The organism is Bacillus cereus group sp. MYBK15-3 (assembly GCF_051916765.1).
GTDB lineage: Bacteria > Bacillota > Bacilli > Bacillales > Bacillaceae_G > Bacillus_A > Bacillus_A cereus.
This window is the reverse complement of record NZ_JBQAHG010000004.1, coordinates 14,504-37,842: the sequence shown is the minus strand read 5'-3', so window position 1 is coordinate 37,842 and position 23,339 is coordinate 14,504. Positions and strand designations below refer to the sequence as shown.

Here is a 23,339-nt window from a genome sequence, read left to right as displayed (position 1 = left end):
GAAGTAGAAGTATAGAAAAGACAAACAACTCAGTTTGTCTTTTTTCGTGTACTATAATACAATTATAGTAGCAAACTAACGTTCGTTATGTAAGTGAAAGGTGGGGTTACATGTCACTTCGATTTGTGATTGGTAGAGCGGGAAGTGGAAAAAGTACACTTTGTTTACGCGAAGTGCAAGAAGAGTTAAAACAACGCCCGAGAGGGAAAACAATATTATATCTTGTGCCAGAACAGATGACATTCCAGACGCAGCAGGCGTTAATTGGAAGTGAGGATGTAAGAGGTTCTATTCGGGCACAAGTTTTTAGTTTTTCACGATTAGCGTGGAAGGTACTACAAGAAGTTGGCGGAGCGAGTCGTCTTCATATTGATGAAGCGGGTGTACATATGTTACTCCGTAAAATTGTAGAGTCTCGTAAAGATGGATTATCGGTGTTCCAAAAAGCAGCGGAGCAAAACGGTTTCTTTGAACATCTTGGCAGTATGATTGCAGAGTTTAAACGTTACAATGTAACGCCATCTAACGTATATGAAATGTGGCAACAATTAGATGCGCATAGTAGCAGTGCCGAACAAAAGTTACTAGCGAATAAAGTGTATGATTTACAGTTACTATACGATGATTTTGAACGTGCTTTAATCGGAAAATATTTAGATTCAGAAGACTACTTGCAATTGCTAGTGGAAAAGCTTCCGCAGTCTGAATATGTAAATGGTGCGGAAATTTATATAGATGGATTTCATTCATTTTCCCCACAAGAGTTAGAGATTGTAAGACAGCTTATGATTTGCGGAGCGAGAGTTACGATCACGTTAACGATAGATGAAAAAACGTTAGCGCAGCCAGTAAATGAACTTGATTTATTTTATGAAACGACGTTAACGTATGAAAAAATCAAACAAGTAGCGCGTGAAGAGAAAATAGAAATTGAAAAAACAATTCCACTTATGGAACAGCCGCGTTTTCATTCTCCGGCATTAGCACATTTAGAAGCTCATTATGAAGCGCGTCCGAATGAAAAATTTAACGGTGAAGCGAGTGTAACGATTAGTACAGCTGCGAATTTACGAGCAGAGGTAGAAGGTGTTGCGCGTGAAATTCGTAAACTTGTGGCGGAGGAAAACTATCGTTACCGAGATATTGCGGTTCTTCTTCGTAATGGGGAAAGTTATTACGATGTGATGCGAACGTTATTTACAGATTACAATATCCCACACTTCATCGATGAAAAGCGTCCGATGTCACACCACCCATTAGTAGAATGTATTCGTTCTGCACTCGAGATTATTAGTGGGAATTGGCGTTATGATGCGGTGTTCCGCTGCGTGAAAACAGAGCTTTTATATCCATTAGACGTAAGAAAAGAAACGATGCGTGAAGAAATGGATGAATTTGAAAATTACTGTTTAGCGTACGGTGTACAAGGAAAGAGGTGGACTTCAGAGGATCCATGGATGTATCGCCGTTATCGTTCTCTTGATGATACGAACGGGATGATCACAGATAGTGAACGTGAAATGGAAGAGAAAATAAATAGGTTACGTGACGTTGTAAGAACACCTGTTATTCGCATGCAAAAAAGGTTAAAGCGTGCAGGAACAGTTATGCAAATGTGTGAAGCAGTTTACTTATTTCTAGAAGAGCTGGATGTTCCGAAAAAACTAGAAGAATTACGTATACGTGCAGAAGAAAGTGGAGATTTCTTATTTGCGACAGATCATGAACAAGTATGGGAAGAAGTAATGAGCCTTCTTGATACGTTTGTAGAGATGCTTGGTGAAGAGAAAATGTCTCTTTCTATGTTTACGGACGTTATGTCGACAGGTCTTGAGGCACTTCAATTTGCTAACATTCCGCCGTCATTAGACCAAGTGTTAATTGCTAATATTGATCACTCCAGGTTATCTGACGTGAAAGCAACGTTTATTATAGGTGTAAATGAGGGTGTTATTCCAGCAGCACCTATGGACGAAGGTATGCTTTCTGATGAAGAAAGGGAAGTTCTTGGTGCAGCAGGGATTGAATTAGCGCCAACGACGAGACAAACTTTGTTAGAAGAACAGTTCGTTATGTATCAAATGGTAACGAGAGCATCTGAGAAGTTATATATTTCATGCCCGCTTGCAGATGAAGAAGGAAAGACGTTACTTGCGTCTAGCTTTATTAAGAAAATAAAAAGAATGTTCCCTAATGTGAAAGATTCATTTATTACGAATGACGTAAACGATTTATCACGTTCAGAACAAATTTCATACGTAGCAACGCCAGAAGTAACGTTATCTTACGTTATGCAGCAACTACAAACGTGGAAGCGATACGGATTTGAAGGGAATTTAGACTTTTGGTGGGACGTATATAATTTCTACGTAACTTCAGATGAATGGAAACAAAAAAGTAGCCGCGTCTTATCAAGTTTATTCTATCGAAATCGTGCGAAGAAACTAAGTACAGCAGTAAGTAGAGATTTATACGGAGATATAATTAAAGGAAGCGTCTCTCGTATGGAACTATTTAACCGTTGTGCATACGCTCATTTTGCGCAGCACGGTTTATCGCTTAGAGAGCGTGATATTTTCAAGCTTGATGCGCCGGACATCGGCGAATTATTCCATGCGGCATTAAAGAAAATTGCGGACAAGCTATTGCGTGAAAACCGTACTTGGGCGGATTTATCCATAAAAGAGTGTGAGCATCTTTCTGTTTTAGTAATAGAAGAAATCGCACCGTTATTACAACGACAAATTTTATTAAGTTCAAACCGTCATTTCTATTTAAAACAAAAACTACAACAAATCATTTTCCGTACGTCAATCATTCTTCGTGAACATGCGAAGTCAAGCGGATTCGTACCAGTTGATTTAGAAGTGCCGTTCGGTATGGGTGGTACAGGATCACTTCCGCCGATGGAATTCTCATTACCAAATGGTGTGAAGATGGAAGTTGTCGGCCGTATTGACCGTGTTGATAAGGCAGAAGATGAAAACGGGACGTTCTTACGTATTATTGATTATAAATCAAGTTCAAAAGCGTTAGATTTAACGGAAGTGTATTACGGATTAGCACTTCAAATGTTAACGTATTTAGATGTTGTTACTTCGAATGCACAGACGTGGATGAAAAAAGGTCACGCAGCATCACCAGCTGGTGTATTGTATTTCCATATTCATAACCCAATCGTTGAGATGAAAGGTGACGCATCTGAAGCTGAAATTGAAAAAGAAATTTTAAAGAAATTTAAAATGAAAGGACTCGTATTAGGAGATGCTGACGTTGTTCGTTTAATGGATAACAAACTTTCAACAGGAAGTTCAGATATTATTTCTGCTGGCCTGAAAAAAGACGGTAGCTTTAGTGCGCGTTCAAGTATTGCAAGTGAGCAAGAGTTTAACGTACTGCAAAAATATGTACACCATACGTTTGAAAATATCGGAAAAGATATTACAGAAGGTGTTATCGATATTGCTCCTTATAAAATGGGAAATAAAGCAGCATGTACGTTCTGTAACTTCAAATCTGTTTGTCAATTTGATGAGTCACTTGAAGATAATCAGTTCCGATCGTTAAAAGATATGAAAGATAGCGAAGCGATGGAGAAAATAAGAGAGGAGGTTGGCGGAGAATGATAGAAAATTGGCCTGAAAAACCAGAAGGTAGTCAATGGACAGATGACCAGTGGAAAGCTGTTGTAGCGAATGGACGTGATATTTTAGTTGCGGCTGCAGCTGGATCAGGTAAAACAGCAGTATTAGTTGAACGTATTATTAAAAAGATTATTAATGAAGAGAATCCAGTCGATGTCGACCGCCTGCTCGTTGTAACATTTACGAATGCAGCGGCGCAAGAGATGAAAAACCGAATCGGGGAAGCGTTAGAAAAGGTATTAATTGATGAACCAGGCTCTCAACACGTAAGAAAGCAGCTGAGCCTATTAAATAAAGCTTCCATTTCAACAATTCACTCATTCTGTTTACAAGTAATTAGAGGATATTACTACATGCTTGATGTTGATCCTCGTTTCCGTATTGCGAATCAAACAGAAAATGAATTGTTAAAAGAAGAAGTGCTAGATGACATATTAGAAGAAGAGTACGGAATCGAAGATAATACAATCTTCTTTGAACTTGTTGATCGTTATACGAGTGACCGTAGTGATGATGACTTACAACGTATGATTTTAGCGCTTCATACAGAGTCAAGAGCGCATCCAAATCCGGAAAAATGGCTTGATAAATTAGTAGAAGCATATGACGTAGAAGGAAAGACAATTGAAGATTTAGTATATGCTTCTTATTTATTAGAAGATGTGAAATTCCAGCTTGAAACAGCGGAACAGCATATTCGTAAGGCAACTGAACTCGCAATGCTTCCTGACGGTCCAGCGCCTCGCATTGAAACCCTGCAAGCAGATCTAGCTTTACTTGGAACGCTATCATCAGCTGCTCATGAGTCGTGGACAAGTTTGTATGAAGCGATGCAAAATGTATCGTGGCAAACGTTAAAGCGTATTAAGAAAAGTGATTACAATGAAGATGTTGTAAAACAAGTAGACTCTCTTCGTAATAAAGCGAAAGATGAAGTGAAGAAATTACAAGAAGAGTTATTTAGCCGAAAACCTGAAAGTTTCTTACGAGATTTTCAAGATATGCACCCAGTATTAGAAAAGCTTGTTCAACTTGTAAAAGTATTTACAGAGCGTTTCCAAGCGATGAAGCGAGATAAAGGAATGGTCGATTTCACAGATTTAGAGCATTTCTGTTTACAAATTTTAAGTGAACAAAGTGAAAATGGTGAAATGAATCCGTCAGCAGTGGCGCTCCAATATCGTAATAAATTTGCTGAAGTATTAGTCGATGAATATCAAGATACGAACTTTGTACAGGAATCTATTATTAAATTCGTAACGAAAGATTCTGAGAGTGAAGGAAACTTGTTCATGGTTGGTGACGTAAAGCAGTCGATTTATCGTTTCCGACTAGCCGAACCAGGACTATTCCTAGGAAAATATAAACGCTTCACACAAGAAGGATTGGGCGGTGGAATGAAGATCGACTTAGCGAAAAACTTCCGTAGTCGTCATGAAGTGTTAGCAGGTACGAACTTTATCTTCAAACAAATTATGGGTGAAGAAGTCGGAGAAATCGACTACGATGCAGACGCTGAATTAAAGTTAGGTGCTACCTATCCAGAAGGTGAAGATGTAGCGGCAGAACTACTGTGCATTCAGCAAACGGAAGAAGAAGTAATAGACGGAGAAGAAGGTGCAGAAGTCGAAAAAGCACAGCTTGAAGCTCGTCTTATGGCGCAGCGCATTAAAGCGATGGTTGATTCAGGTTATGAAGTGTATGACCGTAAAAATGATAGTATGCGCCCAGTACAATACCGCGACTTCGTTATTTTACTTCGCTCCATGCCGTGGGCCCCGCAAATTATGGAAGAGTTAAAATTACAAGGAATTCCAGTGTACGCTGACCTTGCGACTGGTTACTTTGAAGCGACGGAAGTAAATATTATGATGAACGTATTCCGCGTTATTGATAATCCAATGCAAGATATTCCGCTTGCAGCTGTACTTCGTTCTCCAATCGTTGGATTGAGCGATGAAGAACTTGCAACGCTTCGTGCTCATGGAAAGAAAGGCTCGTTTTATGAAGTAATGAGCTCATTCTTAAAAGGGGCACCACTTGAAGAGGAGCAAGAACTTCATGATAAATTAGAGTGGTTTTATAACTTACTGCAAGGATGGCGTGAATTCGCGCGCCAACAATCACTTTCTGATTTAATTTGGAAAGTGTACGGTGAGACAGGTTATTACGACTTCGTTGGCGGTTTACCAGCTGGAAAGCAAAGGCAGGCAAACCTACGCGTACTATATGACCGCGCAAGACAATATGAAGCAACATCATTTAGAGGATTATTCCGTTTCTTACGTTTTATTGAACGTATTTTAGAACGCGGTGATGATATGGGTACGGCGAGGGCCCTCGGTGAACAAGAAGACGTTGTTCGCATTATGACGATTCATAAAAGTAAAGGGTTAGAGTTCCCAGTTGTATTTGTAGCTGGACTCGGTCGTCGTTTTAATACACAAGACTTAATGAAACGTTTCTTATTGCATAAAGATTTCGGTTTCGGTTCGCAATTTATCGATCCGCGTAAACGAATTAAATATACAACATTATCACAGCTTGCGATTAAGCGTAAAATGAAAATGGAATTAATTGCGGAAGAAATGCGCGTACTATACGTAGCATTGACGCGTGCGAAAGAGAAGTTAATTTTAATTGGAACAGTTAAGGATGCAAATAAGGAAATGGAAAAATGGCTTGATGCGAGGGAACATAGTGAATGGTTATTACCAGATCATATACGTGCCGGGGCGTCTTGTTATTTAGACTGGATTGCACCTTCATTATATAGACACCGTGATAGTGAAATGCTTCTTGAATTAGGACAAGGAAGTATTCCAGATGAAATTTACGGGTATGACACGAGCTGGAAAGTAGAAGTTGTGGATGGTAATACGCTACTTGCACCAGAGCCAGTTCAAGAAGAAAAACAAGAATTGTTAGAAGCGCTTCGTGAGAAAAAGGCTGTTCCCCTGCAAAGTGAACGGAAAGAAGAAGTGTACGACAGATTAATGTGGAAGTACGGATATGAGGATGCGACATCTCATCGTGCAAAGCAATCTGTTACAGAAATAAAGAGAAATTATCAATCTGAAGAAGGTAGCGATAACGCCTTTATTAAAAAACTACGTGCACCAATTAAAACACGTCCGCGCTTTATGGAGAAAAAAGGGTTAACGTACGCAGAGCGCGGAACAGCAGTCCATGCCGTTATGCAGCATGTTGATTTGAAGAAGCCGATTACGGTTGAAGTTCTTCAAGAGCAAATTGCTGGAATGGTAAATAAGGAATTATTAACATTCGAGCAGGCGGAAGAAATAGCGATTGAAAAAGTAATTTCATTCTTTGACAGTGACTTAGGTAAAAGGGTATTAGCGGCGAAAAGCGTTGAGCGTGAAGTACCATTTACGATGATGCTTGCAGCAGAAGAAGCATATCAAGATTGGCAAGGGAATAGCGGGGAATCGATTCTTGTCCAAGGGGTTATCGACTGCATGATTGAAGAAGAAGATGGTATTACGCTAATCGATTTCAAAACAGATACGATTGAAGGGAAATTTCCAGGCGGATTCGAACAAGCGAAACCAATTTTAGAAGATCGATATAAAGTGCAGCTTTTGTTATATGCAAAAGCACTGGAGAAAAGCTTACAACATCCTGTAAAAGAGAAATGTTTATACTTCTTTGATGGGAATCACGTTGTAAATATTGAAGAATAGAGGGGCTTGAAAATGGTAACGGAAAAAACGTTAAGAACTTGTGAACAGGGACACGAGTACTATAAAAGTAGCGATTGTCCAACTTGCCCAGTCTGTGAGAAAGAGAGAAAACCAAAAGAAGGTTTTCTCTCTCTTCTTTCAGCGCCAGCAAGAAGGGCATTAGAACACCATGGAATTCAAACTGTAGAAGAACTCTCAAAATATAGTGAAAAAGAAATATTAAAATTGCATGGTATGGGACCTGCATCTTTGCCGAAGCTTAGGAGGGCTTTGGAGGAGAGCGGGTTATCATTTAAATAAAATGAAATAGTGCCTCTTCACTACTTACTTGTTTATACCACTATTTGTGGACAGTAAAGCTCTTGCTTATTAAAATTTTATTTTAATAATTTTGAATTAGATAAAAGAAAAAAGTAGGAGATATTCTCCTACTTTTTTTACGCTGTTCCAATCTGATCTTGATCTGCCACATCAGAATCAAATGTATTCGTTGCACTAACACCGTTAAACGTATTCACGACAAACCCAACATTGGAAGCTCCAGATCCGTTATAGGCTTTCGTGTTTTCTTTCGGAGATACGTTATAAAAATCTCCTAAGTTGAAAGAGCCGTTACTGTTTTGCACGACGAGATTTCCTACAACCGAAGGCATACCATCCACCTACTTTACTAAGCTTTTTAATTACTATATGAATTATTGTGCGGAAGGTTCATCCGTAATATATTGGCGGATTTGTATAATACGAGAGTTATTAAAACCATAATCAACATTTCCAATTTGAAAGCAACCAGAATTTAAAAGTGTGCGTAATTCAACGTTATTCACTTCAATAAAAGGGCATGCATTTACAATGTTTAATTTTACATCTGTCGTTCGTTTTGGAATTGTAATGTGTTCATCTGTAAAGATTTCAAAAGCATCAAAGCGACCTTCTCCCCGTATATAAAAAGGAATTTCACGGTGGACGGCAATAGCTCTACTTTTTAATTCCATTTGGTTTGCATCTCCAACTTGAAATACAGCAGCAATCCCTAAAGAAATAATAGAAACATTTTGGACAATAGACACATGATGCAACATAATTTCTCAGTCTCCTTAACCTGGAGTAGGAGGGACATCTGTTACTAATGGTACAAATGGACCCTCTGTAACTGTTTCAAATGGTGTATCGAGAATAGAAGATAGAATGAGGAGATTTGCATCTCCAATTAAAAAGAGTGCGGACGACGATACACCGTTCATTTTAATCTGTCCGACTTTTAACTCACGGTTTACAACGTTAAGGTTCATACATACTTACTCCTTTCGGAAATTTCCCGGTATGTGCTGAATAAAGGAGAGAAAGGCTTTGTCAATATCTTGTTTCATTGCCTGAATAATGATATCTCGTAAATAATCTGGATCTGTTGAAATACCTTCATATGATTGCGCTTGTGATAAATAATAAGGGAGTCGATGCTCCATCTGTTTTTTTATGTCATCCACCATCATTTGTCGATACATTTCATCAAGCGGTGTTTGCTCTTCTTGTTCAAAATGGAGAATACGATTATATGCTTCTTCATCTAAGTATCGATGCATTTCTTGGAGGATACCTTGATAAAAGTCTGGGTTTGTTTCGGTTTCAGGGTTTACCTTCAATGTTTCTGTATCCACTTGAAAATCTTCAATTTGTTGTCCTTTTGCTGAAAATGGGTTTAAACCAATATTTAAAGTACCATTTAAATTTTCGACTTTTAATTGATCGAATTTGTATTCCACTTTTCCTACAGAAGAGGAGGGGCGATTTTTTAATTCGTTAAGCTCTTCTTGGAGTTGGCGCACTTGATCTTCTAAATTCAGGATGGCTGCTTGTTGTGTTTGAAGAGCTTGTTGAAGTTGGTGTAAGTAAGTATATATATCTTGATTCATTTGTGAAACCTCCTTTTCAATAGGGAGGGTAAAAATATTCCTGCTATATATTTATGACAAGGATGTCTTAAGAAGAACTAGTTGATGGTTTGATAGAAATAATTTGTCCTTTCGCTTGTAATGGGCGAAGCGGCTCCGTAAATCCGCCCGTATTTGAAAATTTAGATAGGGCTTTAATACTTCCGGCAGTACCAATTTGGAACACAGAAGAGGTTGTAATGCTATCAATTTTAATGCTGTTAATGATGATGCTTTGGTTTACGTAAAAATTCAATACAATCGCCCCCTTTAAGTTGAACCAATTATCGCTTGATCGACGACATCTGAATCGTTGACAGTCGTTGCACTTTGATAATTGTAGACAGAAACGTTATCTCCAACGTTAAAAGAGCCGGCCCCGGCGAAAGCACGTGAGTAACTAATAGGCCTAATCGCAAATACATCTCCAATATGAAAAATACCACTTGATCCAATATTGACGATACGAATATGTCCGACCATAGCTGGCATATAAAACACCCTTCGTTTTTAAAATTTTCTTTTCTACTATTGTATGGGCGTTTTCAATAAAATGTGTGTTTTTTTGAAATAAAAGACACACACACGCTATTGCGTGTGTGTGTCGAGTGTTTGATTTGGGTGAAAATCCGTATGTACATGCCAAATTACATTTAAGAGCCTGTCCAGTTCTTGGCTACAATCCACTGTTTTTTGAGAAGTCATTCCATAGCGTTCAGCAAAATAAATCATTTTTTCACGTTTTTTTTCAATCGCTTGCTCAAACATTGAAATCGGCTCCATCTCTAAATGAAATTTTTAGTATATATGTAGTACATATTATACAAAAACTCCATAAAAAAGAAATACCTTCGCTAAAAAAAGTAAAATTTCTACATTTTATGCCAAATGATAAAGGGTAACGAATAGGGTATGAGAAGAATATTGTAAAAATTAGCGTGCATGAGAAGGTTTTTTTCTTACGGATGCGAATACAATTAAAGGGCATGAGTTTTAGGATGGAGAGTGGAAATATTGCGTTTTGTAACGGCGAAGAAAGAAGAAAAGGTATTTGTAGGTATTGTGGATGAAGAAGAAGAAAAGGTATTACACTTAAGAGAAGCGCAAAGACAAAAAGGGGAAAAGGTTACAATCCCTATTACAATGTTAGAGTGTATTGAAAGAGGGACTGAATGCTTTGAGAAAGTATGTGAAATTGTAAATTGGGCAAAAGAGAACGGGGAAGCGGCGTATTATCCGTTAACAGAGGTGAAAATATTAGCACCGATTCCAAGGCCAAGAAAGAATATTTTGTGCGTTGGAAAAAACTATCGTGAGCATGCGGTAGAAATGAGCGGAGTAGAGTCTATTCCAGAAAATATAATGATCTTTACGAAAGCACCAACAACAGTTATTGGCATAAATGAGCAAATTAATGGTCACCCTCATGCAACGGACGAACTAGATTACGAAGGAGAATTAGCTATCGTTATTGGTAAGCGAGGGAAACAAATTAAAAAAGAAAAAGCGCTTGAGCATGTTTTTGGTTATACGATTATCAATGATGTAACAGCTCGAGACATTCAAAGAAAACATAAACAGTTTTTCCTTGGGAAAAGCTTCGATACATTTTGTCCGATGGGACCGTATTTAATTCATAAATCGGTGGTTAATGCGCCGAATGCATTACACATTGAAACGGTAGTAAATGGAGAAGTAAGGCAAACTTCCAACACAAATAAAATGATTTTTTCAATAGAAGAAATTATTTCAACGATAAGTAAAGGAATGACTTTAGAACCAGGCGATATTATCGCAACAGGAACCCCGGCTGGTGTCGGAAAAGGTTTCACACCACCGAAGTTTTTACATGCTGGTGATGAAGTGGTTATTACAGTAGAAGGAATTGGTACTTTGCGAAATGTAGTGAAATAAAGAAAAGAGCTATCTTGTTAAAAGATAGCTCTTTTTTATGGCCTTGGGTTATAGAGGTAATCGATAACGGCAAAAGTGTAAAGACCAATGAATGCAAGTGTACAAATGCCAAATAGTATAACCGTAAGTGCGCTTTTTTCTCGTCCAAAACCAATGATAGTAAGAATAACAGCAGTCCAAAATGATGCTTTCAGTAGTGTGAATGTAGTAGGAGTTGAGTAGTGAGTAAGCCATGTTGTGGAAAGTAGGAAGCCAAAGAATGTAACTAAAATAAAAGATGTAGCTAAATAGTTAATATGTTTACCATATCTTAATAGCATATCGCACCTCCTTTATGATTTTAAAATACAGAAAATTAAAATTTCGTCTTAATATAAATGAATATAAAAAGAAAGAGGTTGTCCCAACATGTCGGACAACCTCTCTATCATTACGATAATACAGCTTTAATTTTTTGGAATGCCCACTCTAAATCTTCTTCAGAGATTACTAGAGGTGGTGCGATACGAATTACGTTTTCATGTGTTTCTTTACATAGTAGACCAGCTGCTTTTAGTTGTTCACAGTAAGGACGAGCTGGCTCGTTTAATTCGATACCGATGAATAAACCTTTACCACGAACTTCAGTGATCATTGGATTGTCAATTTCTTTTAATTGCCCAACTAATTTTTCTCCTAATTGAAGAGAACGCTCTGTTAATTTTTCTTCTTCTAACACTTCAAGAGCTGCGATAGACACAGCACATGCAAGTGGGTTACCACCGAATGTAGAACCGTGAGAACCTGGCTCAAATACACCTAAAATGTCGCGGTTTGCTGCTACGCAAGAGATTGGGAATACGCCGCCGCCAAGTGCTTTACCAAGTATGTACATGTCAGGAGTTACATCGTCCCAGTCACAAGCAAATACTTTACCAGTACGGCCTAAGCCAGTTTGGATTTCATCTGCTACAAATAAAACGTTTTCTTTTTTACATACTTCAAAAGCTTCTTTTAAGTAACCAGCTGGCGGGATGTTAATTCCTGCTTCACCTTGGATTGGCTCTAAAATGAATGCAGCTGTGTTTGGTGTAATTGCAGCTTTTAACGCTTCTAAATCACCGTAAGGAATTACAACGATGCCAGGAAGCATTGGACCGAATCCACGCTTGTACTCTTCGTTTGAAGACATAGAAACAGAACCCATTGTACGTCCGTGGAAGTTATCTTCACAAACGATGATTTCAGCGCGGTTTGCTTCTACTTTCTTCACATCATAAGCCCAGCGACGAACTGTTTTAATTGCAGTTTCAACAGCTTCAGCACCTGTATTCATTGGAAGTACCATTTCTTTATTAGTTAGTTTCGCAACTTTTTCGTACCAAGGACCTAATTGATCGCTATGGAAAGCACGAGAAGTTAACGTAACACGATTAGCTTGGTCAATTAAAGCGTTAATAATTTTCGGGTGACGATGACCTTGGTTTACTGCAGAATATGCACTTAATAAGTCCATATAGCGGTTTCCTTCAGGATCTTCTACCCAAACACCTTCTGCTTTAGAAATAACGATTGGAAGTGGGTGATAGTTATTTGCTCCATATGTGTCTGTAAGTTCGATAATATCCTTAGTTTGAATCATGATTGTTCCCCCTTTTGTTATTACAAGAAGTTTGTAAATACTCTAAATATTATATCATTTAAATGTAAAAAAGCGAAACATTTCCTGAAAATAAATGAACATGTTATCATATAGAGTGAAAAAGTGTGAAAAGAGGAGGTAAGGGATACGATGGTACATATGCATATTACAGCATGGGCGTTAGGTTTAATTTTATTCTTCGTTGCGTATTCACTTTATTCAGCAGGAAGAAAAGGTAAGGGTGTACATATGGGGCTTCGCCTAATGTATATCATCATTATTGTGACAGGCTTCATGTTGTACATGAGTATTGTGAAGACAGCAACAGGTAGCATGCACATGTGGTACGGCCTGAAAATGTTAGCTGGTATTTTAGTTATCGGCGGAATGGAAATGGTTCTTGTAAAAATGAGCAAAAACAAACCAACAGGGGCGGTTTGGGGCTTATTTATTGTTGCGCTAGTAGCAGTATTATACTTAGGACTGAAATTGCCACTTGGCTGGTACGTATTCAAATAAAAATAAAACCACCTTATAATCTCAAAGACTTGGGAGATAAGGTGGTTTTTATTTTTTATGTCGCATCGATATGCAACTCTTCTCCATTTACTTTCGTAAAACGGAACATATTTTTATTTGATGTAGTGTGACGGACGAAATGGTGCTGCAGTGTACAGATCATTTCGTCGTTATCAAACAAAAGAATATTTACTCCTTCGCGTGACTCCTCTTTCGGTAAGAAGGATAAATAATTATGACAATACATGCAATCATATAAAGAGTAGTGAAGTGATTGCAATGATTCAGTTAATAATGTGAAGACAGAGTCAGGTAATTCCTCGAGCCATTCATTATAGCTAAGAAGTAACTTTTTTCGAATACGTACCATTTCACCATTTTGCAAATGGTGTTGCTCGTTGGCGATTTGTAATACATCTTGTTCATAGAAACGGGCTGGTAACCAATTGTTATTATACAAAATTTCAAACCCATCTTCGGCAATATCTTCTAATAGAAACGCTTCATCATTTTCATCATCAAAGAATACCCATTCATTGTTTATATATTCTACATTACCGACTGTATGAGCACGGGGCTGGTTATATAAAATATGTTTACGTTGTATCATATACGATTTCTCCTTTATGAAAAGTAGTTATTCCTGTTATAGACAGTTCGTGCGTTCTTTATAACTAGACACATCTAGACATAGGTGGGCATACAATAAAACACGTTTTACTGAGTGAGAATGCTATTCCATATGTGGATAGTAGGTTATCGTCAAGTTTTTCATTTTTTGATCCGCACTCTTAGGGTGGGGATTACTGCACGTTCAAGAAAAGAAATAAGATGGAAGGATGATTTATATGTGCGGGATTACAGGATGGGTGGATTATAAACGCTCATTAGAAGGAGAAAGAGATGTCGTTACGAAGATGGCTGAGACGTTAGCGAAGCGGGGGCCGGATGATAATAAAGTTTGGATTAAAGGAAATGTCGCATTTGGGCATAAACGGTTAATCGTTGTAGACCCTGAGGGCGGTAAACAGCCGATGACTTGTTTAAAAGATGAAACGAATTACGCCATTTGCTATAACGGTGAACTTTATAACACAGAAGACATTCGAAAGGAATTATTAAGAAGAGGGTATACGTTCAAAGGTCATTCTGATACAGAAGTATTATTAGCTTCTTATATTGAATGGAAAGAAGAATGTGTCGATCATTTAAACGGTATATATGCGTTTGCAGTATGGGACGAACAGAAAGAACAAGTATTTATTGCGAGAGATCGATTAGGTGTAAAGCCACTTTTTTATAAATATGATAGCGGACGCTTACTATTTGGTTCGGAGTTAAAAGCGATATTGTCGCATCCAGATGTGAAGGCGGAAGTAACATTAGAAGGGTTATCAGAAATATTCGGACTCGGACCGTCAAGAACGCCTGGCCACGGTATTTATGCTGGTATAAAAGAATTACGTCCAGGTCATGCGATGACATTTTCAAAGAACGGTTTATGTATATGGAGATATTGGAATGTAGAAAGTAAAAAACATGAAGACTCTTTTGAAGAAACAGTAGAGAAAACGCGCTTTTTACTACAAGATGCCATTACAAGACAGCTTGTTTCTGATGTACCACTATGTACCTTTTTATCAGGTGGTGTAGATTCGAGCGCTATTACAGCTATTGCGGCGAAAGAATACGAGAGATCAGGAAAAGGACAATTACACACGTATTCAATTGATTACGAAGATAATGACAAATACTTTAAAGCGAATGCGTTTCAGCCAAATTCAGATGCTCCGTTTATTAATTTGATGACAGAGACGTTTCAAACAACTCATCATCGTTGCGTCATTTCGAATGAAAAACTAGCAGAGTATTTAACGGAGGCGGTACTCGTTCGTGATTTGCCTGGTATGGCAGATATCGATTCGTCATTATTATGGTTTTGCCGCGAAATTAAACAAGATTTTGTCGTCGGCTTATCTGGAGAATGTGCAGATGAAATATTTGGTGGATATCCGTGGTTTTATAGAGAAGATGATTTACAATCGAGTGCATTTCCATGGATGCGTTCTACAGAAGCGCGTGAACAACTTCTAAAAAAAGAATGGAGAAATAAATTAAATTTACAACAATATGTACAAAGGCGTTATGAAGAGTCGATTCAAGAAGTTCCTATTTTAGAGGGGGAAAGTCCGCTAGAAGCAAAAAGACGCCAATTATTTTATTTAAATATGGTATGGTTTATGACAACATTATTAGACAGAAAAGACCGCATGAGTATGGGGGCAAGCTTAGAAGTACGTGTTCCATTTGCAGATCATCGTCTTGTCGAATATGCGTGGAATATTCCTTGGGAAATGAAAATGTATAAAAACCGCGAAAAAGGTCTATTACGTAAAGCGTTAGAAGATGTGCTTCCGCATGACATCTTATATAGAAAGAAGAGCCCGTATCCGAAAACGCATAATCCGCACTATACGAAAGCGGTCACAGTATGGCTGCAAGATTTATTAACAGATAAAGGTTCAATTTTACACGAACTATTTGATAAAGAGCAGTTGAGCGGATTGATTCAGTCTGGCGGCAGTGCATTTCAATCACCTTGGTTCGGGCAATTAATGACAGGTCCTCAACTTTTAGCTCATTTAGCACAAATTCACGTTTGGTTTAAAGAGTATGGGGTAAATATTAGGGAATAAGGGAAAAGCGACTTACTTTTATGTAAGTCGCTTTTTATTAAAGAAATTGTCAAATGAAATTAAAAATCATATTAGAAAAAATACTTATTTAGAATGATTATCTTTACGTACTTATTGTTGTTTGCTATAATTGGAAACAAATGTTCTTGAAAAAGATTCTCATTTATAAAATTGAGGTGTTATATAGATGACAAAGAAAAAAATAGGTTTACTCGTAATGGCGTATGGAACGCCAGAATCATTAGATGATGTAGAAGCGTACTACACACATATTCGCCACGGTCGTAAACCTTCCAAAGAGGCACTCCAAGATTTAATCGAGCGCTATAAAGCGATTGGTGGAATTTCGCCGCTTGCAAAAATTACGAAAGAACAGGCGCATAAATTAACAGATTCAATGAATAACATATTTACAGAGTATGAATTTACTTGTTACTTAGGTTTAAAACATATTGCACCATTTATAGAAGATGCGGTAGAAGAAATGAAGCGTGATAGGATTGAGCAAGCGATTAGTATCGTATTAGCGCCACATTACTCTACATTTAGCATTAAAGCGTATAATGACCGTGCTATTCGTCTTTCGCAAGAAATTGGTGGTCCTGTTATTGAACCAATTGAACAATGGTATGATGAACCGAAATTTATTTCGTATTGGGCAGACCAAATAAAAGAGACGTTTACAGAAATTGATAATAAAGAGAAAGCAGTCGTAATTTTTTCAGCGCATAGTTTGCCAGAAAAAATTATTGCAACAGGAGACCCATATGTAGAACAACTAAAGCATACGGCAGATTTAATTGCAGAAGCTGCAAATATTCAAAACTATACAATCGGTTGGCAAAGTGCTGGGAATACTCCAGATCCGTGGATTGGTCCAGATGTGCAAGATTTAACGAAAGATTTATATGAAGAGCATGGGTACGGATCTTTCGTATATTGCCCAGTTGGTTTTGTAGCGGAGCATTTAGAAGTTTTATATGACAACGATTATGAATGTAAAGTTGTAACGGATGAATTAAATGCCAAATATTTCAGACCAAATATGCCGAATGCACAATCTGCATTTATCGACTGTTTGGCTGAAATTGTTTCCAAAAAAGTGAAGGAAATAGTTGACAAAGATTTAGTTTTGAATAATAATTAATTTATAATGATTTTAAATAAATAATGATTACTACGAAAGAAAGAGGAGGATCCCCCTAGATGAATCCAAATAATCGCTTAACAACAAACCAAGGTGCTCCAGTTGGAGACAACCAAAATTCTCGTACGGCTGGTCGTCGTGGACCAGTATTATTAGAAGACTATCATTTAGTAGAAAAACTTGCGCACTTTGATCGTGAACGTATTCCGGAGCGTGTTGTGCATGCACGTGGTGCAGGTGCTCACGGTGTATTCGTAATGAAAAATAGTATGAAGCAATATACGAAAGCAGCATTTTTACAAAATGAAGGAACTGAAACGCCTGTATTTGTTCGTTTTTCAACGGTTATTCATGGTCAAGGTTCTCCTGAAACAGCACGTGACCCACGTGGGTTTGCTGTTAAATTTTATACAGAAGAAGGAAACTACGATATCGTAGGTAATCATTTACCAGTTTTCTTCATTCGTGATGCAATTAAATTCCCTGATATGGTACATTCCTTAAAACCAGCACCTGATACGAATATTCAAACGCCAGATCGTTATTGGGATTTCATGACGTTAAGTCCAGAATCTACACATATGATGACATGGGTATTTTCTGATTACGGTACACCAGCAAGCTATCGTGAAATGGAAGGTTTCGGCGTCCATTCATTTAAATGGATTAATGAAGAAGGCAAAATTGTTTATATTAAATACCACTGGAAACCACAGCAAGGTGTACGTAACTTAAATGCGAAAGAAGTGCAAGAAGTACAAGGGAAAGACTTCAATCATGCAACTCGTGACTTGTTCGATGCAATCGAAAAAGGAAATTACCCAAAATGGGATTTACACGTACAAGTTATGCAATTAGATGAAATGGACTCTTTAGACTTTGATCCACTAGATCCAACGAAAGTATGGCCAGAAGATCGCTTCCCATTAATGGAAGTAGGGACAATGACGTTAAATCGTAATCCGAAAAACTTCTTTGCAGAAGTAGAGCAAGTAGCGTTCTCTCCAAGTGCAACTGTAAATGGTATTGAGCCATCGGAAGATAAATTATTACAAGGTCGTTTATTCTCTTACCCAGATACACAGCGTTATCGTCTTGGTGCAAATTACTTACAAATTCCTGTAAACTGCCCATACGCAGCTGTTCAGAATCAACAACGTGATGGTGCGATGCAAGTGAATCAAAACCCATCTACAATCAACTACGAACCGAGTCGTCATGCAGAGAATCCAGTTGAAGACAAAGCTTACCGCGATTCAACTATGAAAGTAGAAGGCTATGTATCTCGTGAAAAAATTGAGAAACCAAATGACTTCAAACAAGCAGGTGAGCGTTACCGTTCGTTCTCTAAAGAAGAGCAAGATAACTTAATTGCAAACTTAACAAATGATCTAAAAGACGTAAATGAACGCACAAAATTATTAGCTGTTTGTAACTTCTTCCGTGCAGATCAAGAATACGGTATGCGTTTAGCGCAGGCATTAAATGTTGATATTACGCAATATGTAGGAAATGCTCCGAAATAAATAGGAAAAGACGACCGGGCTTCGGTCGTCTTTTTTATGTGTAAAGTTACACGCGGGTATTCTTCAGTTTCGTTATGTCGGAATTTGTTGGTAAATCGATATCTTGTGTCGAAACGTTGATATATTGAAAGAAACAATCGATATATTTGAAAAATCGTTGATATATCCAAAAAACCGTTGATATATTTACGTTTATACTAGGTGGGGTATGTTGCCTAGTACGCAAAAAAAGAGATGCAATCTATTACTAATAGATTGCATCTCTTTTTTAGTTTGCTCGCTCTGCATGTTCATAAGCCTTCTCACCATGCATTGAAATATCAAGACCCATGTGTTCTTCATGTTCATCTACTCGAACAGGGAGGAAGAAGTTGATCGCTTTAATAATGGCATACGTCATGATGATTGTGAATGCATATGTTGCGCCAATCGCTATAAGTTGTTTAAACAGTAACGCGGCGTTTCCGTAAAACAATCCGTTCGCACCATCCCCGTTTACGGTAGTAGTTGCAAATAGTCCTGTTGCAATACCGCCCCAAGTTCCTCCGATGCCGTGGCATCCAAAGGCATCAAGTGTATCGTCATACCCAAATTTTGTTTTTAAGAAGAAAACGGCGCCAAAGCATAATATGCCACCAATTGCTCCGATAAGAAGGGCGTAGAAAGGTGTAACGAACCCGCAAGCTGGTGTAATAGCGACTAGACCAGAAACAACTCCGCAAGCAGCTCCCATTGCGGTCGGTTTTGATTGGAAGAACCATTCAGAAAGCATCCAAGTTAGAGCGGAGGCAGCGGCGGCTATATTTGTATTAATAAATGCAGTTAAAGCTACGTCGTTTAAGGATAATGCGCTGCCGACGTTAAAACCGAACCAGCCAAACCATAATAAACCTGCTCCTAACATTGTAAATGGCAAATGGTGAGGAGAAGAACCATTTATGTTTTTTCGTTTTCCAAGGAAAATAGCTAATACAAGACCAGCAACTCCGGAAGTGATGTGAACGACGTTTCCGCCAGCGAAGTCTAGTGCACCAAGTTCCCTTAGCCACCCGCCGACGCCCCATACCCAATGAGCGACAGGATTGTAAACAATCGTTGTCCATAGAAGGATAAAAATAAGAAAGGCAGAAAATCGCATTCTTTCAGCAAATGCACCTGAAATTAAAGCTGGAGTTAAAATGGCGAACATGAGTTGAAACATCATGAATAAATTGTGAGGAATAGTAGATGAGTAGTCTGGATTTGGTGCGTAGGTAACTCCGTTTAGACCGAACCAATCAAGTGTACCGATAAGCCCGTGCCAATCTGGTCCGAATGATAAAGAATAGCCGATAACAATCCATTGAATCGAAACGATAGCCATTGCACTATAACTATGCATCGTTGTACTGAGTACATTTTTGCTGCGAACCATACCTCCATAAAAAAGTGCCAATCCTGGTGTCATCAACATGACCATTACTGTCGTCACAAACATAAAAACTGTATCTCCCATATTCATGAGCTCTCCTCCTATAATGTTAGAAAAAATAACATCGTTTTGTTATGTTTCATATCATATTCGAAAAGGAACTAAAAATCAACTAAAAATTCAGAAAAATATATACATGATGTTAGAAAATGTAACATAGATTATTTTGTGAGGATTGAAATCGACATATGCGTTTCTCTCGGATAATTGGTATAATATTCTTACAATTAAAAACTTGGGGGATGCGTGTGGGAAAAATACGGACTAGGAAACTATTCATTTGTTTTTGCTTAGCTTTTGTTTTGTTTGTACCAATACATACTTTTGCAGACGAAAAAAGAGAGTGGAAAGATGAAGTTATATACTCCATTATGATTGATCGCTTCAATAATGGAGAACCGAAAAATGACAAACAATTAGAAGTTGGTAATTTAGAAGGGTATCAAGGCGGGGATATAAGAGGAATTATAAAAAGGTTGGATTACATAAAAGAAATGGGTTTTACTACCGTTATGCTTTCGCCGCTTTTTGAAAGTGGAAAGTACGATGGATTAGACGTGCGAAATTTTAAAAAGGTAAATGAACATTTCGGGACAGACAATGATGTGAAAGAACTTGTAAAAGAAGCTCATGCAAAAGGAATGAAAGTTGTATTTCAATTTCCGCTTGGAGAAAACGAACGACAGGTAATTGACGCAATGAAATGGTGGATAAAAGAAGTTGATTTAGACGGAAGTTATGTTATACATAGTGAAAAAAAGCCGCGTTCCTTTTGGGATAACGCGCAAAAAGATATGCAAGTGATAAAGAAAGATTTTCGTATTATGACAAAGGAGGATAGCGAATACAACGAAAAAATAGTAGAATCGTTTTCCGAAGCGGATGTATCGGTGAAATCGTTATACGATGTGAGTAAAAAAGAAGGGGACTTTGTTACGTTTTTAGATGATCAAGAAACAAAAAGATATGCACGTATTGCAAAAGAAAATATGTATTATCCGCCATCACGTTTAAAACTGGCGCTTACTTATTTGTTAACATCACCTGGGATTCCGAATTTTTATTACGGAACTGAAATTGCATTAGATGGAGGAAGTGTACCCGATAATAGACGATTAATGGATTTTAAGTCAGACGAAAAATTTATGCAGCACATAACAAAACTAGGTGAACTTAGGCAGGCGAGACCGTCTTTACGACGCGGTACGTTTGAGCTTCTGTATGATAAGAGCGGGATGAGCATACTAAAACGAAAATATAAAGATGAAGTAACTTTAGTAGCAATTAATAATACGAAAGAAACACAAAAAGTCTCCTTACCTGCAAGTGCAATTGGTGAAAAACAAGAGTTAAGAGGATTGTTGCAGGATGAAATTATAAGAGAGGAAAACGGGAAATTTTATCTCGTTTTAAAGCGTGAAGAATCAAACGTGTATAAAGTTAACGGAGAAACAGGTGTGAATTGGTTATTTATCTCCTTAATCGTTGGTGTAAATGTATTATTTATTGCGTTTTTAATTGCGGTTAAAAGGAAACGTAGATGAGAAGTTGCTCGTTCTATGTTCATGTCTTCTTATTGTATTTGTAAGTTTGTTCGGTGGGCAATAGTGTTATTCTGTTGATATGAAACTTCTTAAGAGAAACGATACGAAAATGAAAACTTCTCTAATGAGAGGGGGATTTCAGGTTAGGGAGAAAAAGCCTTCTTCCTAACCTGTTTTTGTGTCCATACGGATAGAGAAAGGCCTTTGAAATAAACAATAGTTGCATCTTTATTAAAAATTTATGCTTCTTTTTAACTCCATCCAAATATGATTGAAATTAAGATGGTTCAAGTCGGAGGAAGGCACTTTGAGGTGTCTTTTTTTTATGACCTTTATCATTAACTATTTAATGTTTTTTAAATGATTACATGACATATTTTTTTTGTACCAAGCTTTGTTGATACAGTTAGACTTATCCGTTAGTGTATTCGTATTATTAGAACATCCTACAGTATTTAGGGAGAATGTGGCCAATAAAAACCATAATATTAATTTCTTCAAATAACCACTTCTAACTCTTTTTTAATTAACATTTTTTAAAATACTTATTAATTTTACATTACATTAAAGGTTGGAAAATATTCTTATACTCATAAATTGTTACGTTTTGGCGAGGAGAGGAATTATGAGTTATAGCAATTTTTAAGATGACTTTGGTCTAGGGTGTAGTTACTAAGAAAAGTAATTCAAATCGAAGGGGGAAACGTCTTGAGGTGTCTTTTTCTTATTTTCAATAAGGTCTGCTAAATACATGTATAAAACAAATTCTACAATAAGGCCTAGTTTAATCATACGGTCACTTGTAAAGTATGCGTATGGTTAGACCCTGTTCACTTAGCGATTTTCACCGCATATACCTTTTTCTATAGTTTGTTCTCGTAATATTGTCTCTACAAGACAAAAAAGAAAACTCCTCTAATTAAGAGGAGTTTTCTTTTTAGCGGTAGTTAATGAACTGTACGTCGATTGGTAAATCAGCGCTACGAACAGCTGCGATTACTGCTTGTAAGTCATCACGGCTTTTTGCTGTAACACGTACTTGATCATCTTGTACTTGTGTTTTTACTTTTAATTTCATTTCTTTAATGATGTTGTTAATTTTTTTCGCGTTATCTTTATCGATACCTTGTTGAAGTGTTGCGCGTTGGCGAACAGTGTTGCCAGTTGCAGCTTCAACTTTTCCGTAATCTAAGTTCTTAATTGGAACGTTACGTTTTACAAGTTTAGAGATAAGAACGTCTTTTACTTGCTCTAATTTAAACTCGTCATCAGAAGTTAAAACAAGTACTTCTTTTTCTAATTTAATATCACTTTTACTTCCTTTAAAGTCATATCGGTTTTGGATTTCTTTTAATGCGATATTAATTGCGTTTGTTACTTCAGGTAATTCTACTTTCGAAACGATGTCAAAAGAACTATCTTTTGCCATAGTTAGCACCTCCAAATAAATTTCTAATCTTTTTATGTACTGTACATACTAAAGTATAGCTGAAAACGAGTCTAGACTTAAGTGTTTTCGTACTTATATTCATGTAACCTCATTTTATTATAGTGAATTTTGGGCAGTTGGACAAATATAGGAAAAATCATGTTATAATTAACTTTTGTTTGGAATGATAAAA

Annotated in this window: 21 protein-coding genes; 9 read left to right on the top strand and 12 right to left on the bottom strand. The window is 37.4% G+C overall.

The annotated features are described in order from the left end of the window. The first annotated feature begins 110 nt into the window (after positions 1-110). Genes addB through ACTFR8_RS17595 form a run of 3 tightly spaced genes read left to right on the top strand, consistent with a single transcriptional unit; the run spans position 111 to position 7,648 of the window. A complete protein-coding gene (gene addB, locus ACTFR8_RS17605) occupies positions 111-3,626 on the top strand; it encodes a helicase-exonuclease AddAB subunit AddB (protein WP_000058598.1) in 3,516 nt (1,171 codons plus the stop codon). Next, positions 3,623-7,348: a helicase-exonuclease AddAB subunit AddA gene (gene addA, locus ACTFR8_RS17600; RefSeq protein WP_252209876.1), complete on the top strand. Its 3,726-nt coding sequence runs from the start codon at positions 3,623-3,625 to the stop codon at positions 7,346-7,348. Before addB ends, addA begins: the two co-directional genes overlap by 4 nt. A 12-nt stretch (positions 7,349-7,360) precedes the next feature. Continuing rightward, complete coding sequence (locus ACTFR8_RS17595) at positions 7,361-7,648, top strand: RNA polymerase alpha subunit C-terminal domain-containing protein (RefSeq protein ID WP_000255727.1); 288 nt, start codon at positions 7,361-7,363, stop codon at positions 7,646-7,648. Positions 7,649-7,785: 137 nt separating this feature from the next. Here the strand turns inward: ACTFR8_RS17595 and gerPF are convergent, their stop codons facing one another. The 7 genes from gerPF to ACTFR8_RS17560 all read right to left on the bottom strand — a co-directional run bounded on the left by gerPF (position 7,786) and on the right by ACTFR8_RS17560 (position 10,047). Continuing rightward, positions 7,786-8,001, bottom strand: coding sequence for a spore germination protein GerPF (gene gerPF, locus ACTFR8_RS17590; RefSeq protein WP_001141566.1), 216 nt, complete (start codon positions 7,999-8,001; stop codon positions 7,786-7,788). 42 nt (positions 8,002-8,043) lie between these two features. Continuing rightward, positions 8,044-8,430, bottom strand: a complete 387-nt coding sequence (locus tag ACTFR8_RS17585; RefSeq protein ID WP_252209878.1) for a spore germination protein GerPE — start codon at positions 8,428-8,430, stop codon at positions 8,044-8,046. Between the two features lie 15 nt (positions 8,431-8,445). Then, positions 8,446-8,640 carry a spore germination protein GerPD gene (gene gerPD / locus ACTFR8_RS17580; RefSeq protein ID WP_001052807.1) on the bottom strand — a complete coding sequence of 65 codons (195 nt, stop codon included), beginning with the start codon at positions 8,638-8,640 and terminating at the stop codon, positions 8,446-8,448. A gap of 6 nt (positions 8,641-8,646) precedes the next feature. After that, entirely contained in the window at positions 8,647-9,261 is a 615-nt protein-coding gene (gene gerPC / locus ACTFR8_RS17575) for a spore germination protein GerPC (RefSeq protein ID WP_001070759.1), read from the bottom strand. Positions 9,262-9,328: 67 nt separating this feature from the next. Then, the gene (gene gerPB / locus ACTFR8_RS17570) at positions 9,329-9,535 is read right to left on the bottom strand and encodes a spore germination protein GerPB (RefSeq protein ID WP_001012508.1); all 207 of its coding nucleotides are present in this window, start codon (positions 9,533-9,535) and stop codon (positions 9,329-9,331) included. Between the two features lie 14 nt (positions 9,536-9,549). Next, positions 9,550-9,771 (bottom strand): spore germination protein GerPA, encoded by a 222-nt coding sequence (gerPA, locus tag ACTFR8_RS17565; protein ID WP_001111188.1) that lies wholly within the window; start codon positions 9,769-9,771, stop codon positions 9,550-9,552. A 96-nt stretch (positions 9,772-9,867) separates the two neighbouring features. Then, on the bottom strand, positions 9,868-10,047 hold the full coding sequence (locus tag ACTFR8_RS17560) for an aspartyl-phosphate phosphatase Spo0E family protein (RefSeq protein ID WP_000462845.1): 180 nt from the start codon (positions 10,045-10,047) through the stop codon (positions 9,868-9,870). Positions 10,048-10,293: 246 nt separating this feature from the next. On the opposite strand from ACTFR8_RS17560, the gene ACTFR8_RS17555 reads away from it, so the two are divergent. Then, positions 10,294-11,193 (top strand): fumarylacetoacetate hydrolase family protein, encoded by a 900-nt coding sequence (locus ACTFR8_RS17555; protein ID WP_252209880.1) that lies wholly within the window; start codon positions 10,294-10,296, stop codon positions 11,191-11,193. A gap of 35 nt (positions 11,194-11,228) precedes the next feature. Here ACTFR8_RS17555 and ACTFR8_RS17550 read toward each other — a convergent pair whose 3' ends face one another. Both ACTFR8_RS17550 and rocD read right to left on the bottom strand, forming a co-directional pair. Next, on the bottom strand, positions 11,229-11,513 hold the full coding sequence (locus ACTFR8_RS17550) for a hypothetical protein (protein WP_100619428.1): 285 nt from the start codon (positions 11,511-11,513) through the stop codon (positions 11,229-11,231). A gap of 110 nt (positions 11,514-11,623) precedes the next feature. Next, on the bottom strand, positions 11,624-12,814 hold the full coding sequence (rocD, locus tag ACTFR8_RS17545) for an ornithine aminotransferase (protein ID WP_000616657.1): 1,191 nt from the start codon (positions 12,812-12,814) through the stop codon (positions 11,624-11,626). Between the two features lie 150 nt (positions 12,815-12,964). Here rocD and ACTFR8_RS17540 point away from each other — a divergent pair, with 150 nt between their 5' ends. Then, positions 12,965-13,333: a YisL family protein gene (locus ACTFR8_RS17540; protein WP_000233495.1), complete on the top strand. Its 369-nt coding sequence runs from the start codon at positions 12,965-12,967 to the stop codon at positions 13,331-13,333. A gap of 55 nt (positions 13,334-13,388) precedes the next feature. On the opposite strand, the gene ACTFR8_RS17535 is transcribed toward ACTFR8_RS17540, so the two are convergent. Beyond that, a complete protein-coding gene (locus tag ACTFR8_RS17535) occupies positions 13,389-13,943 on the bottom strand; it encodes a DUF2777 domain-containing protein (RefSeq protein WP_000616049.1) in 555 nt (184 codons plus the stop codon). A 238-nt stretch (positions 13,944-14,181) separates the two neighbouring features. Between ACTFR8_RS17535 and asnB the strand changes: the two genes are divergently transcribed. The 3 genes from asnB (at position 14,182) to katB (ending at position 18,702) form a co-directional block, all read left to right on the top strand. Then, the gene (asnB, locus tag ACTFR8_RS17530) at positions 14,182-16,029 is read left to right on the top strand and encodes an asparagine synthase (glutamine-hydrolyzing) (RefSeq protein WP_000334002.1); all 1,848 of its coding nucleotides are present in this window, start codon (positions 14,182-14,184) and stop codon (positions 16,027-16,029) included. 187 nt (positions 16,030-16,216) lie between these two features. Then, positions 16,217-17,176, top strand: coding sequence for a ferrochelatase (hemH, locus tag ACTFR8_RS17525; protein WP_097855573.1), 960 nt, complete (start codon positions 16,217-16,219; stop codon positions 17,174-17,176). A gap of 59 nt (positions 17,177-17,235) precedes the next feature. Further along, positions 17,236-18,702, top strand: coding sequence for a catalase KatB (katB, locus tag ACTFR8_RS17520; protein WP_252209882.1), 1,467 nt, complete (start codon positions 17,236-17,238; stop codon positions 18,700-18,702). Between the two features lie 268 nt (positions 18,703-18,970). Here katB and ACTFR8_RS17515 read toward each other — a convergent pair whose 3' ends face one another. Beyond that, the gene (locus ACTFR8_RS17515) at positions 18,971-20,203 is read right to left on the bottom strand and encodes an ammonium transporter (RefSeq protein ID WP_100619430.1); all 1,233 of its coding nucleotides are present in this window, start codon (positions 20,201-20,203) and stop codon (positions 18,971-18,973) included. 158 nt (positions 20,204-20,361) lie between these two features. Between ACTFR8_RS17515 and ACTFR8_RS17510 the strand changes: the two genes are divergently transcribed. After that, positions 20,362-21,717, top strand: coding sequence for an alpha-amylase family glycosyl hydrolase (locus tag ACTFR8_RS17510; RefSeq protein ID WP_002098723.1), 1,356 nt, complete (start codon positions 20,362-20,364; stop codon positions 21,715-21,717). 937 nt (positions 21,718-22,654) lie between these two features. On the opposite strand, the gene ACTFR8_RS17505 is transcribed toward ACTFR8_RS17510, so the two are convergent. Continuing rightward, positions 22,655-23,146, bottom strand: a complete 492-nt coding sequence (locus ACTFR8_RS17505; protein WP_001040149.1) for a YajQ family cyclic di-GMP-binding protein — start codon at positions 23,144-23,146, stop codon at positions 22,655-22,657. Between the last annotated feature and the right edge of the window lie 193 nt (positions 23,147-23,339).